The following is a 14561-nucleotide window of genomic DNA, read 5'->3' on the forward strand; positions in this document are numbered from 1 at the left end:
CGGACATTAAAATGCGCCTGCTTTCCTATACACGTCGATCTACCATACAGGGAAAGGACAAAAAGGATAAGAATTTCTAAATTAATTCTCTTCGAGGGGTTCAGGACGGGAAATCAGATAGCCTTGCACGAAGTCAACACCGAGTTTTTCCAGTGCATCGCGGAGTTCTTCGTTCTCCACATATTCGGCAACGGTCTTCAAATCCATAACGTGAGCGAGGTGATTGATCGTACTCACCATGGCGTAGTCCTTGGCATCACGCAGCATGTTTTTAACAAACAGGCCATCGATTTTAATGTAGTGAACAGGCAGGTCGCGAAGGTACGCGAGGGAAGATTGCCCACGACCAAAATCATCGAGAAAGAACTTACAGCCCCGACTGCCCAGCTCACGCATAAGCTCGATGGCCGCCCGCCGACTGCTGATTGCGGCTGTTTCGGTAATTTCAAACTGAATACGCGCCGGGTCTACTCCGGTTTCATCCAGCATTTTGCAAACATAGTCGCAATATTTTGAATCGCCCAGGCTCGCACCAGAGACATTGACGGCGTAGTGGTGCTCGTCATCCTGCTCGGACATATAAGCCAACACCTTACGTAGCACCAGGCGATCCAACTCCTCCATCAAGCCAAACTGCTCAGCTGCTGGGATAAACTCCCCCGGACTTACCAAAGCACCTTCTTCGTCACGCATGCGCAACAGCACTTCGCTGTGGTGTCGATGACGGATGTCTTCAGTTGCGACAATCGGTTGGGCATACAAAATAAAGCGATCTTCAGCAATGGCTTTTTGAATGCGACTCAACCATTGCATGCTTTCCTGACGCGCTTTGATACGCGCATCACCATGATAAACCTTGATTCGGTTGCGGCCGGATTTTTTCGCGGCATTACAGGATGCATTCGCTGCGGCCAACAACTGATTGGCCGACTCCCCTTCCGCATTGATCGCGACAACACCGATACTGATTCCAATCGCCAGCTCCTGACCGGACCAGCGGAAACGAAATGACTCCACTTTTTTCACGATACGCGACGCCATCTGACTCGCGCCGGACAAGCTGCAATCACTGAGCAACACGCCGAATTCATCGCTGCCCAAACGGGCCAGCATATCCTTGCCGCGCAAGCAGGAAACAAAAATACCAGCCACTTGTTTCAGCAGCTCGTCTCCGCCATCGTTCCCGCAACTTTCGTTGATCACCTTGAAGTGATAGAGATCGATGTACAACAGGCCCGAACTGGTTCCGGACTGGGCACGCTCCATCGCCTGACTCAAGGCATTCTCAAACGCTTGCCGCCCCGCAAAACCAGTTAAACTGTCCAGGCCACCCGCTCGCAACATCGCTTCGCGTGGGGAGTTCAATTTGCGCAGCCAGGCAACGGCATAGGCACTTTTGCTCTGCAATTCGCGGCTGTGAATCAAATACAAATCGGCCGCTCCGTGACTGAGCGCCACGGTACAAGTTTCCCCTTCACACAATCGCTCAAACAGGCCCTCTTCCACTCGGCATTGATAACCGTCTGGACTCATGGCCTGCAATAACTGATTAATCGGTTTTCCAATACTTTGACGGGAACCGCCCAGTAGAGTGCTGCCAGTGGCATTGGCCATTAACACGCAACCCTGTCGATCGAGAAAGATCACCCCTTCGCGGGTATTGTCTGCCAGCAACTGACACAGCTTCAGTGCTTCTTCACGCCCGAAGCCCAATGCACTGATATCGCGCAATGTACTTAGCGGCGTGGACAGTCTCCACTTTGGCTCTGAAGAGTTGGGCTTCACTATTTGCTTCTACTGATTCCGTTTAGGTCATTAAGCTGTATCGGCTGAAGGTGAGTTTTCTCTAGCCAGGATCACGCGCAAAGAATTGCGCTGAATTCACCCATCTAAAGATAGAAGCCTAGGCCCAGTAGGCCAGAGAAATTCCTTGATATGTGTTTGAATTTACTCACTTTACCGACGAAAGGTAGACAGAAGAGCAAGAAAAAGCAGCGCGAATAAAACTTTAGTGGAAAAGGCTCATTTGGCTGGCAGCGATATCGTCAAAGGAATCCCCCGCCATCGATAAAATAGCGTCAGCAACCGGCTTTAGCTGCCGCTCAACATAAAGACTGTAGTCGAGAGGACTGCCACAGGATTGCTCCAACCATTCCACCGGCTCCGGACCATTCACCGTTAACACATAGCTCACCCAATCACCCTGCTTGTAGATGTGGCCATCTCTCTGCAATCGTTTGCTGGCCGCTTGTGCATGGGGTGGAATATTGTGTCGATAGTCACTGAGTTCCTGACGCAATCGCTTACGATACACCAGCTCGCTATCCAGTTCGCCGGCCAACACCGCTTTAACCTTACTTTCCACATAGTCTCTGTAAGGCTTTTCCAGAAACACCCTGCGATACAGTTCTTCTTGAAAGCTGCGTGCCAACAGGGTCCAGTCGGTACGCACATTTTCCAAACCCTTGAACACCATTTCTTCCCGACCGTTACGCTTCACCATGCCCGCGTAACGTTTTTTGCTGCCGAGATCCGAGCCACGAATGGTTGGCATAAAGAAGCGGCTGAAATGAGTTTCAAATTCAATTTCAAGAAAGCTTTCAATCTGATGGTCTTGCTGTAATCGTTCTGTCCAGAACTCATTTAATTTCTGGGCCAGTTCCCGGCCAATATCATTGGCTTCTTCATCACAACTGACATCGGGCAGGTGCACAAATACCGAATCGGTATCGCCATAAATTACTCGGTGCCCGGATTTCTCAATCCAGTGCTTGGTGGCAATCAAAATTTCGTGGCCACGCAAGGTGATGGAGCTGCACACTCTCGGATCAAAGAAGCGACAACCCGGAGAACCCAATACGCCGTAGAAGGAGTTCATGATGATTTTAATGGCCTGGGAAAGCGGTTGATTATCTTCGCTCTTGGCAACCTCCCTGGCTTGCCACAATTCAGCAATAATATTGGGCAATAAACTGTGCTGCCTTGAGAAACGCGCTTCGTTAAACCCCGGCACACACTCACTGTCAGGTAGAGACAAATGTTTGGCTTGCCAATAGGCGCAGGGATCAATATTAAAGCTGCGAATAATAGAGGGATACAGGCTTTTGAAATCCAACACCAGTACGTGTTCATACAATCCGGGTTTTGAGTCCATCACATAACCACCCGGGCTCACCACAGAAGATTGCAGCTCCCCCAGATTAGGAGCTGCAAAACCGGCGCGATGCAACAATGGCAGATACGCATATTCAAACGCAGCCACCGAACCACCGTTCTTATCGGCCGACAAGCCGGTCAACTGACTGCGTGCCAATGCGAAATCCACCAACTGGGTTTTCGCAAAAATATCCCACACCAGCTCACAGTCCTGAACATTATACTTGGCCAGTTCAATGGGCTCTTCCCGATACTGCCGGGTAATTTCTTCCGCCCGGTTTTCCGACTGAATGAGCTTTTCCTTGCCTAATAATTCCGAGGCAACCGCACCCAACGCAAAACTTTCAAAATTGTAAAAAGCGGCTTTCAACAACTCGATGCCATCCAGCACGATGCGCCCCGGCACGGTAATAAACTGGTGACCACCCTGATTGGCCTGACGCCAGCCGGGTTCCTGTCTTTCACGGCCAATACTGTACTTTATCCCCCAGCGTCGACACATTTGTTCGAGCACCCAGAGGTCGAACTGAATGACATTCCAGCCCATTAAAATATCCGGATCTCGCTCCGCCAGCCAATCAAAAAATGCTTGCAGACATTCCGCCTGCGTATCGAACCAGTGCAATGTTGCTGCCCCGGTTTCGGTGTCGATTCGCTGGGTTTCAAGAGAACCGTCTTCGTCGCGGACTTTTTCCTCTTTGCCCAACCTTTTGCTGTTTGGTCCCTCGTCCTGCGGCGCCTCATCTTCAGGCGCCGCATCTGGACGAACCATAAATACCACGGGTGCACAGTCCCCAACGGCCGCAACCGAATACAACGTGCGAGCATTAAAAGACGTTTCAATATCAATGGATATGGCCTTCAAGGCGGGCTTATAACTTGAAGGCTTGCAACGCACCTGCTGCAAAACAGGAAAACCGTTTTCTGTTGCCGTCGGAGCTTTATCAAAGCGAATGCCGGCAAAGATAAACCGCTCCATGAGAAAACGTTCCGGAGGACGAATATCCCCTTCCCACACTTGCAAGCCCCGGGAGGTCAGCTGACGCAGCCCGTCACGCAAACGACGCTGACTTCGGTTGTAGCAGGCATAGAGCGCCTGATCATCCCAACTGCGCAATGCAACTGGCGCATAACGCCAGGTCACCCCCAAGATCTCCTGAGCCGCAGGCAGGTCATCTGCAGCAATAAAAAATACCGCTTCCTGCTTGTCGATCAATACCTTAACCGGCCCCTGGTCACTGGCCACCCACAATTCCAGACGCACACCTTTAGGCGCGTCTTTCCATTCTCGGGTCAGGATAAAAGCATCAAGCATAATGTATAAATAGTGTGTAACAGGAACGCAGACAGTGTAGTAAGAATAAAACAGCGAGGGGTACCGACCTCGCGCCATGGATATTATGGCAGAAATCAGCGTTTGATTCTGTGGAAGTGAACGAATTCAGGAAGAGAAAAGGTGAGCGACTGCCCACCTTAAAAAACCGGCTTTCAGCTTAGCCTTTGGAGAGCAGTTCGCGCAGATCGATAATCGCGGCATTGGCTCGGGAGATGTAAGAAGCCATCACCAGAGAGTGATTAGCCAACATGCCAAAACCACTACCATTCACAATCATCGGGCTCAGAATAGGCTCCTGAGCGGCTTCCAGTTCACGGATAATCTGCTGCAAGCTTACGCGTGCGTTTTTCTTTTCCAGAACATCGGCGAAGTCTTTTTCCATGGCACGCAAAAACTGCAGCAGCGCCCAAGTAGAACCACGCGCTTCATAGAACACATCGTCAATTTCCATCCAAGGGGTTTTGACTTCCAGCTCGGCCGGCGCCGGCGTGCTTTGGCTGGCATTCTCTTCACCGGCCAAATCCGTATTGATTCGACGCTGGCCAACACTTGCACTCAAGCGCTGGGATAAACTTCCGAGACGAGTTTCGACGGTACGCAACCAGTTGCGCAGATTATCCGCACGGGCAAAAAACTGGGCGTCAGTAGCGTCATCATCCACGAGACGATCCAGATACTGCTGCAAATACATGGTGGCTTCCTTGTACTGCTTTTCAGAAGCCGGCAGCATCCAGCTGTTGTGGTCGAAATTAAAACGCGGCTCAGCCAAAGCCAGGTCAGCGTCTTCAGTGGACTGGGATTGAGAACGACTGAAGCTTTCGCGCATCGCTTTACTGAGATCACGAACCTGAATCAGCGCACCGTATTCCCAATTGGGAATATTGTCGAGCCAGACGCCCGGAGGAAAAATATCATTGGACAAAAAACCGCCGGGCTTATACAGCAGCGTATCGGCCACACTGATCAGTGTTTTTGTAGTTTCCACTCCGGTAATTTTGGAATTCTGCAATGCGCGAAAGCGCACTTCACTCTCTTTAGAGAGGTAGAAATCTTCACCGGGCTCGGAGCTCCAGTAGATGCCCAACACGACGGTCACCAGCAGAAGAATCCCCAGGATAAACCCCGTACCCCGAAACCAGGCACCTCCGTTCGCTGAATAACTCATTGATTAGCTCCTTAGTATTTTGCAGTCGGGCGCATAACTCGTCTTACAGGCTGCCCCGATTAATAGGCCTTCACCAGCACATCGACATCCAGACTCTCGCCCGTATCAGTCTCTATCTGCATGGTGAATTTATCACCAACACGCAACGGCCTTTTCACCCCGAACAGCATTATATGGTATCCGCCGGGCTGAAACCGTAAAATTTTGCCAAGCTCAAGGTCGATACCCGGGAGCTTGCGCATCTTCATCATGCCGTCTTCATGTATATGACGATGAAACTCGGCAGAACGGGCCAAAGGACTGCTCACAGAAACCAAACGAACGGGCGCATCACCATTATTGCGCAGCTCCAGATAAGCCACCGCAGTGCTCTGGCCCGGCGGCAGAGGGCGACTGTAAGCCTCTCCTAACTGCTCGAGGGCCGAGGCCGGCCAAGCGATGACCGCCAGAATAAACAGGGTAAAAAAACGACAGATTTTCAGGGAAAAGCCCATGGCACACTCCGATGTATTGGCCGAAGTATGCCTTAGGGAAGATGAACTAAAGCTTACAGCGGCTGGTCACTAGGTCTGCCCAGATAATAACCCTGACCACCGTCCAATCCCAAATCCTTAACCGCTTGCCATTGCTCTTCGGTTTCAATGCCTTCGGCAAACAAGGTGAGATCACAGCTGCGAGCGATCTTCAGCAGGGTTTCCACATAGAAACGACTGTCGGATTTAGGGTCGAGACTGTGCGTAAAGCGCATATCCACCTTCAACATGCGCAATGCAATACTTTGAAGATGCATAAACTCGCTTCCGGCCACGCCAAAGTGATCCAGTGAGACACCGGCACAGGCTGGCCCAAGACGCTCCACCACCGTACGCAGAACTTCTTCATCCGCCTCCAGCATTTGTGCGGGCAACTCAAGCTGCAAACGCTCGGCAAATTGCGGATTGCTGCGCAGGAATTCTTCCAACCACGGTGCAAACTGTTTGTTGTGCAAGGAGTTCGGAGACAAATTCACACACAAAATTGAACCACCGGCCGGCCCTTGCTCGGCCAGCATTTCTATCAGCACTCGATCAAGGTCGGCACTCAAATTAAAGCGCTCCACCATCGGCCAGAACACACCGGCCGTTAAAAGCTCTTCACCTTCCTGCAAGCGGCACAAGACTTCCAAGTGCACCAGGCTACCATCAATACTGTACACAGGCTGGTAGTGCAGGACAAAAGCCCGCCGTTCGATTGCCGAAGAAATCATTTCTCCCCACTCGTGGGCTGGCCGTGCAGACTCAGCCGTCTCGCGCTCAGCAATAGCCCAATTGCCACCGCCTTCGCCATGGTGCTGAGCTTTGCGAAGCGCCATATCAGCCTGGGAAAGAAGATTGTTTTCCCGCGCAATAGCTTCCGAGTGGGCCGCACCGATATAAGGCACTAGCTCCTTGCTCTGGTACCAGCTGCGACGGGACAAGGAGTTGATCAACTCAGACGCCAGATTTCTGGACTCATCTTCATCCAGTTCGGGCACAAAGATGGAAAAATCCGCTCCGGAACGGCGCCCAACAATGGCATCCGTCATCGTGACAACTTCACGCAGGGTGTTGGCGATGGACAGCAAACATTCATCGCCTGCATCGCGGCCATGGCTATCGTTGTATTCGATCAAGCCCTGGATTTGCAGCAAATACAAAGCGCCCCGATTGCCGCTACGCTCCGAGTCAATGAAGGCTCTGAAACGTGCATCAAAGTCACGCCGATTGGACAACTGGGTCACGGAATCCAAATGCGCTTGCTTGTACAAACTTTCGGTGAGCCCCACCTGTTCCTGGAACATGGATTGGACTTTTTGCACCATGCGGTTCATCGCGGTAACGACCCGGCGCAATTCTACGGTTTTGGGCAACTCATCCTGGACCGGAAACTCGCGGCGACAAATCGCCTCGGCTTGGTTCTCAACTTTGCTCAAAGGCCTGAGCAAATAACGCAGCCCGAGACCAACCACCACATAACAGATAACCGCCGTAATCAAAAAGATATAGATGTATTGAATGCAAACGCGCCACAAATCCCGGTAGGCATAACCCGGATTGCCCACCACAATCACATCACCCAAAATGCGCCAGCCACTGACCACCTCGGCCTGCCCAATGGGCTCGGGAAGATCAATCATCTGAATAAACCAGTCCGGCACACCTTCAATGGCGACCGGCAGCTCACGGTGAATACTGGGCTGGTTGTCGGCGCTCTTGCGAAAGATAATATTGCGGTAGTAGCCGCGATCGAAAATCACATCCACCAGAGAACGTACTTGGGCATCATCGGCCTGAGCAGCCGGCGCGGAGAGGGTCAAAGCCAAAGATGTTGCAGTGTCTTCCGCATGGTTTTGCATCTGCTCGTGAAAATAGAGCCGTGCGTTGAGTACGCTAATGACCAGATTGACCGCAAGTAGCGCGCACATAAGCACACTGATTGCGATAATTAGTTGCCGAAACAAAGTCACTGCTGCTTTCCCCTATTGTTGGGTTTCCCTAAGGCCTTTCCAGGCTGAGCCTACCCTCCACGTATCGGCCATATGGCCAATCTCCTTAAGGCTCAGCATAAAAGCATAGAAGAAAAACCGCTTTTAGGCCTCGGAGCAGCTCAAATCGGCGTGGAATTCCTTACTTCTGTAAGGCGTCAGAATAGCCAATAAGATGATTTGAACAGGACCGGGCGAAGGCATCGGCCCTCATCCCGGCAAAAGTTCAGATACCGGAAATCAGGGCGTTTCCAATTTAATTTGCGGGTTACGGCCACGGCGAATATCCCCCCGCAAACGATAACCCGGCAAGGCCTTTTTCATTTGCAGATAAATCCAGCGCCCTTGTGCATCCGTTGGCGCACTGATAATCGCCAGCAAACCATCGATTTTCGCTCGCTGGGCTATCAACTGAAGATAGGGCTGCAGACTCTCGTCTTTATTTTTTAACGCCTCAGGGTCAATCAAATAGAGGTTTTCATCGTTATCCTGTTGGGCCGGGTTGGTTTTAGCCGCGGCAGGTACATTTACCTTCTGCAGCTTTGCCAATAAGGTTTTGGCCGGGGCATTGTCAGGATCAATACTTAAAGCGCGGCGCAGCCAGGTTTTGGCTTTCGACAGGCTGCCTTTGGCAGCGGCATTACGAGACATTTCCACATAACGCAGTGGAATCATCTGCAAGCCGGAATTGGCTTGCACATTGTTCGGATCGATCGCCAGCACAGCGCGGTACAAATCCAGCGCATTATTATGCTTGGGGATGGTCAGGCGATTGGCAGCCAGGGCTTTTTCCGCATCACTCAGTAAGCTATTGATTTGAGCCGCACGAAAATCAGGCTTGGGCTTCACGGGGCGCTTGACCGGCTCAGGGGAAGGTTTGGGAACAGGTGCCTGGCAGGCAACCAGAGACGCCAACAACAGCAGCAATAAGCTACGGGGATACATGAACAGCCCTTGTGATACTTTTTTGAGTTAAGTTTTAGCAAATCCGGGTGGGTACGCTTGGGAATAAACGTATAATCACCCGCAAAGACAGCGGAACTGTGCAACAAAGCGTGAGACAAAGCAAACCTTGCAAACGCAAAAACATGACGCCAGCCGCAGTACCGGGATTAATCGAGACAGATTTATGAGTTTTTCCACACGCTTCCGTATTTGTTTTGTCCTGCTGTGCCTGCTCGCCAACGGCACAGCGTGGGGACAGGAATCCCAGGCCAGCCCCTTTGCCCTGAATCCTGAAGCCGAGCAAAGCAGCAAGCTTGAGAATAATAATGCTCAGAGTGGCTTTGGCCTGGAACCCGCCAAGCCGGTTCTGGAAACTCCGCAAAGCGACAGCGCAACAAGCCTGAGTTCGGCATTCAGTGTTGCCGACAACAGCCAGCCGGTGGATTTTCTGCCTATTGATCAAGCCTATCAGGCCGCCGTTTTTTTCAGCGAAGGCAAGCTGAACGTTGATTGGCAGATCGCCGATGGCTATTACCTCTATAAGGACCGCTTCAAATTTCAGCAGCACGAGAATTCCGGCACGGCGCCCCTCAACGCCGAGTTTGAAGTAGGTAAGCGTATTTTCGATCAGGTTTTCGAGAAAGAACTGGAGGTCTACTACCACAACACCCAAATTAAGCTGCAAAGCGATGCCAGCGACAGCAATCAGTATCGCTTGGCCGTAGAGTTTCAGGGCTGCGCCGATGCCGGCTTGTGTTACCCACCCCACACCTTGTGGTACACGGTAAATACCGAGAGCGGAAACATTTCCGAAGCGCCCGCACCTGCTTCGGACCCAGGCAACCGCACTCCGGGCAGTGATGCCGCCCAGGGATCATTGCTGAGCGCCCTGGTTCTGGCCTTCCTTGGCGGTTTGATTTTGAATCTGATGCCTTGCGTGTTCCCGGTTCTGTCGATTAAAGCACTGAGCCTTGCCGAGGCCAGCAACAGCCCGGCCAGTAAACAACTGCATGGCTGGAGCTACACCGCCGGAGCAGTCGTCAGCTTTGTTGCCATTGCCGCCTTGATGCTGATCCTGAAGTCCAGTGGCCAGGCCATTGGCTGGGGCTTTCAATTGCAGTCGCCAATCTTTGTCAGCTTGCTCGCCTATCTGTTTTTTGCCATGGGTTTGTCACTTGCCGGGCTTGCTGAATTCGGTAATCGCCTGATGGGCGTCGGCCAGCAGCTGACTCAGAAATCCGGCTACCAGGGCTCCTTCTTCACCGGTGTACTCGCCTGTGTGGTTGCCAGCCCCTGCACCGCACCGTTTATGGGAACCGCCCTGGGTTTTGCCTTGGGGCAAAGCGCCGGCGTAGCCTTGTCGGTATTTGCCGCACTGGGTTTTGGCATGGCCGCCCCTTTCTTGCTGCTCAGCTACCTTCCCAAGCTGGGTAACTATTTACCCAAACCCGGCCCCTGGATGGAAACCTTCAAACAAGCCCTGGCTTTCCCCCTATTTGTCGCTGCCATCTGGTTGCTCTGGGTATTGGGCCGCCAGGCAGGTGGGGATGCCGTGGCGCTTTCTCTGCTTGGTCTCACCTTGATTGCGTTTGCTCTGTGGCTACTGCGCTACCAGGGCGTATTCAGCAAGGCAATGGCGCTGGTATCAATTGTTCTGGCACTGGCCCTTCCGGGGTTAATGAGCAGCCTTTCCACCCAAAGCAGCACTGAAACCGAGGGTTTTTGGCAAACTTACAGCAAGGGGCAACTCGACAAGGCGCTGGCAAACCAACAATCGGTGTTCATTAATGCAACCGCAGCCTGGTGTCTGACCTGCCTGGCCAATGAACGTATTGCCTTCAGCGAGGCCTTTGAGAAGCAACTCCAGCAACAGGGCACTGTCGCCATGAAGGCGGACTGGACCAATTACGACGCTAACATCACCGCCCTCCTACAAAGCCACGGCCGCAACGGTGTGCCTCTGTATGTGTTCTACAACAGGGGTGAAGTAAAGATTCTGCCTCAGCTATTAACCGAAGATATTTTATTGGAAGGTACCAAAGCCAACTGAACCAGCAGTGCTTTGCAAGATCGGCGAAAATGCGCGAAGTTGAACCCAAATACCGAAGAAAAAACTCAACTTCGCACATCTTCCGAAAAATTGCGGACAAAAACCTAAAAATAAAGCCCATCTTCGGAGAAATATACTAAAAACATCAAAAACGTAAAATCCCTCACCCTTTTTGCTTAGTTCCAAGCGGCACAACTTCGCCAATCTTGTTGGTATCTTCGTTAAAATCGGTGTTTTTCGCCATTTACATAGACATGCGTCCAAATTTCATGCACACTTCCCTTATTCATCAGATCAATAATCACAATAAGGGCAGCAGCCATGGCCACAATACTGGTTTTACACGGCCCCAACCTGAACTTGCTCGGCACTCGTGAGCCGGAGATTTATGGTCACACCACTCTTGAAGACATCAATCAGGCATTAAGCACCCGCTGCAAAGACGCAGGGCACCACTTTATGGCCCTGCAGAGCAATGCCGAATACGAGCTGATTGAACGCATCCACGATGCCCGCCGCGAAGGCGTTGATTTTATTATCTTCAACCCGGCAGCCTTTACCCACAGCAGCATTGCCCTGCGTGATGCGCTTGCCGGGGTGAACATTCCTTTTATTGAGGTGCACCTTTCGAATGTGCACCAGCGCGAAAGCTTTCGCCATCATTCCTATTTCTCAGACATCGCCGTCGGCGTTATCTGCGGTCTCGGCGCCAAGGGCTATGAACTCGCCTTGGACTGGGCCATCGAAAACGGTTTTTAATCCAAACCAAATACCAAGAAGTTTTTAACGACAGAACATTTAGCGAGATTAAACATGGACATCCGTAAAATTAAAAAATTGATTGAGCTGCTTGAAGAGTCCGATATCGGAGAGCTGGAAATTAAAGAAGGTGAAGAATCTGTACGCATCAGCCGCGGCTCTTCTTCCATGCAAACTGTTTCCATGATGCCAGCCGCTGTTGCACCAGCTCCAGCCGCCGCGCCTGCGCCAGCAGCACCTGCTGCCGCTGCGGAAAGCACTGAAGCTGCTGCGCCGGCCAGCAACACCCATGCAGTTAAATCCCCAATGGTTGGCACTTTCTACGCCGCACCAAGCCCAGGCGCCAGCCCATTCGTGAAAGTTGGTCAGAACGTTAAACCTGGTGATGTGGTTTGTATCGTTGAAGCCATGAAGATGATGAACCAAATCGAAGCCGACAAGGCCGGTGTTGTTGAAGCCATTCTGATTGAAGATGGCGAGCCGGTAGAATTCGACCAACCTCTGGTAACTATTGTTTAAATCGCCCACTCACAACACGCGATATCACAATAGCCCATTGAGGAAACATTTATGATACAGAAATTACTCATTGCCAATCGCGGTGAGATTGCCTTGCGCATTTTGCGTGCCTGTAAAGAAATGGGCATCAAAACTGTAGCGGTACACTCCAAAATCGATCGCGATTTGAAACACGTACGCCTTGCTGACGAATCCGTTTGCATTGGCCCAAACCCTTCTCCGGAAAGTTACTTAAACATTCCCGCGCTGATCAGCGCCATGGAGATTACTGATTCGACTGCTGTCCACCCGGGCTATGGTTTCCTGGCTGAAAATGCAGATTTTGCCGAACAAGTTCAAAAGAGCGGCTTCACCTTTATCGGACCAGACGCCGACGTGATTCGCCTGATGGGCGACAAGGTGTCAGCCATCGCCGCCATGAAGCGAGCAGGCGTACCAACGGTACCTGGCTCCGACGGCCCTCTGCCCGAACACAAGGAAACCTGTTTGCGTATTGGTCGTGACGTTGGTTACCCGGTCATCATTAAAGCCGCCGCTGGTGGTGGTGGTCGTGGTATGCGCGTGGTTCACGAAGAAGAAGAACTGATCCAGTCTATCGCGATCACAAAGGCAGAAGCCAAAGCGGCCTTTGGCGATGACACAGTGTATATGGAGAAATTCCTCCAGAATCCACGCCACGTTGAAATTCAGGTTATGTCCGACGGCCAGGGTGGCGCTATTCACTTGGGCGACCGCGATTGCTCCTTGCAACGTCGTCACCAAAAAGTTTTGGAAGAAGCACCTGCACCCGGCATTCCAGACGATGTGCGTGCCGAAGTACAACAATCTTGTGTGAACGCCTGTATCGAAATTGGTTATCGTGGCGCAGGCACCTTTGAATTCCTGTATGAAGACGGTCGTTTCTACTTTATTGAAATGAACACCCGCATCCAGGTTGAGCATCCCGTTACCGAAATGGTAACCGGCGTTGACCTGATCAAGGAACAGATTCGCGTTTGCTGTGGCGAACCACTGTCCCTTTCCCAGGAAGACATTGTGATCAAAGGACACTCTTTCGAAGCACGCATCAACGCTGAAGATCCAAAGAGCTTCCTGCCAAGCCCAGGTCGCGTCTCCAACTTCCACCCTCCAGGTGGTTTAGGTGTTCGTGTAGACTCGCATTTGTACAGCGGCTACTTGGTGCCACCTAACTATGACTCGATGATCGCCAAGCTGATCACCTACGGTGACACACGTGAAGAAGCCCTGCTTCGCATGCGCAGTGCTCTGGATGAAATGATTGTTGATGGCATTAAAACCAATATCCCGCTGCAGCAAGAGTTAGCGAGAGATCGCGCTTTCGCCGAAGGTGGTGTCAACATTCATTACCTGGAAAAGAAACTCGGCCTGAGCTAAGCCTTTTCATTTCTGCGGTTATTAAAAAGGGGGAGAGCCCGAAAAGCTCTCCCCCTTTTTTTCTGATATGCTGCGAACACAGTCACTAACACCACGGAGAATAATATGAAGTACTGGATGCTAGCCCTGTGTTTCCTCTGCGCCCCCAAGTTGTTGGCCGGGCATTATGAAGTTAATCCAGATCTGTCCATTCTTAACTTTGCCACCACCAAGAAACAGTATGTGATCGAACCGGCCACCATCACAGCTTTGACAGGGTCTCTCGACAAGACAGGCAAGTTTGTCGCCAATATCGACTTAAAACACCTGGACACCATCAACCCGGTCCGCGATAACAGTCTGAGAACCTTATTTTTCGATTACGATAAATACCCCAAGATTGAAGTGGCCGCGACAATCAGTCCAGACAGCCTGCCAAAAACCGGGGAAATCAAAGTATTGAAAGTTGCTGCGACATTAACCATATGGAATACCAGCAAGCCCCTTGAACTGGAACTCCTCGCGGCCAATACCGGACGCAGCTTAATGGTCAGCAGCCGCAAAGCCATCGTAATTTCCGCCGCAGACTACGGCATTCCTGCAGAGAACTTAAACAAAATGGCCGGAACCGTAGGCGGCATTGCCATTGCCACTTCTGCGCCGGTGAATTTTCAGCTGGTGCTTGATTTAAAAGCTGACTAGTTATTTTCGGGGCAGAACATCCTGCCCCGCTCTTCTTTTCTATTGTCTTTTA

The 14561-nt window shown here is 51.5% G+C and carries 11 protein-coding genes; 5 read left to right on the forward strand and 6 right to left on the reverse strand.

The genetic code is table 11. The features are described from left to right. Positions 1–81 precede the first annotated feature (81 nt). From G8768_RS00090 to G8768_RS00115, 6 genes are all read right to left on the reverse strand, one after another. The gene (locus G8768_RS00090; RefSeq protein ID WP_166853228.1) at positions 82–1785 is read right to left on the reverse strand and encodes an EAL domain-containing protein; all 1704 of its coding nucleotides are present in this window, start codon (positions 1783–1785) and stop codon (positions 82–84) included. A gap of 223 nt (positions 1786–2008) precedes the next feature. Then, on the reverse strand, positions 2009–4471 hold the full coding sequence (locus G8768_RS00095) for a DNA polymerase II (RefSeq protein WP_166853226.1): 2463 nt from the start codon (positions 4469–4471) through the stop codon (positions 2009–2011). 178 nt (positions 4472–4649) lie between these two features. Continuing rightward, positions 4650–5657 carry a DUF2333 family protein gene (locus tag G8768_RS00100; RefSeq protein ID WP_166853224.1) on the reverse strand — a complete coding sequence of 336 codons (1008 nt, stop codon included), beginning with the start codon at positions 5655–5657 and terminating at the stop codon, positions 4650–4652. Between the two features lie 59 nt (positions 5658–5716). Continuing rightward, complete coding sequence (locus G8768_RS00105) at positions 5717–6151, reverse strand: copper chaperone PCu(A)C (protein WP_166853222.1); 435 nt, start codon at positions 6149–6151, stop codon at positions 5717–5719. A gap of 53 nt (positions 6152–6204) precedes the next feature. Further along, positions 6205–8100, reverse strand: coding sequence for a bifunctional diguanylate cyclase/phosphodiesterase (locus G8768_RS00110; protein ID WP_166853220.1), 1896 nt, complete (start codon positions 8098–8100; stop codon positions 6205–6207). A 300-nt stretch (positions 8101–8400) separates the two neighbouring features. Next, the gene (locus tag G8768_RS00115) at positions 8401–9105 is read right to left on the reverse strand and encodes a tetratricopeptide repeat protein (protein ID WP_166853217.1); all 705 of its coding nucleotides are present in this window, start codon (positions 9103–9105) and stop codon (positions 8401–8403) included. 184 nt (positions 9106–9289) lie between these two features. Here G8768_RS00115 and G8768_RS00120 point away from each other — a divergent pair, with 184 nt between their 5' ends. The 5 genes from G8768_RS00120 (at position 9290) to G8768_RS00140 (ending at position 14509) form a co-directional block, all read left to right on the forward strand. Further along, positions 9290–11155 (forward strand): protein-disulfide reductase DsbD family protein, encoded by a 1866-nt coding sequence (locus G8768_RS00120; RefSeq protein WP_166853215.1) that lies wholly within the window; start codon positions 9290–9292, stop codon positions 11153–11155. Between the two features lie 321 nt (positions 11156–11476). After that, positions 11477–11914: a type II 3-dehydroquinate dehydratase gene (aroQ, locus tag G8768_RS00125; protein WP_166853213.1), complete on the forward strand. Its 438-nt coding sequence runs from the start codon at positions 11477–11479 to the stop codon at positions 11912–11914. Between the two features lie 54 nt (positions 11915–11968). Further along, entirely contained in the window at positions 11969–12433 is a 465-nt protein-coding gene (gene accB / locus G8768_RS00130; protein ID WP_166853211.1) for an acetyl-CoA carboxylase biotin carboxyl carrier protein, read from the forward strand. Positions 12434–12484: 51 nt separating this feature from the next. Then, positions 12485–13828 (forward strand): acetyl-CoA carboxylase biotin carboxylase subunit, encoded by a 1344-nt coding sequence (gene accC / locus G8768_RS00135; RefSeq protein ID WP_166853209.1) that lies wholly within the window; start codon positions 12485–12487, stop codon positions 13826–13828. A 105-nt stretch (positions 13829–13933) separates the two neighbouring features. Beyond that, positions 13934–14509, forward strand: a complete 576-nt coding sequence (locus tag G8768_RS00140; RefSeq protein ID WP_166853207.1) for a YceI family protein — start codon at positions 13934–13936, stop codon at positions 14507–14509. The last annotated feature ends 52 nt before the right edge of the window (positions 14510–14561 follow it).

This window comes from Pseudoteredinibacter isoporae (assembly GCF_011602085.1).
GTDB classification, from domain to species: Bacteria; Pseudomonadota; Gammaproteobacteria; order Pseudomonadales; family Cellvibrionaceae; genus Pseudoteredinibacter; species Pseudoteredinibacter isoporae.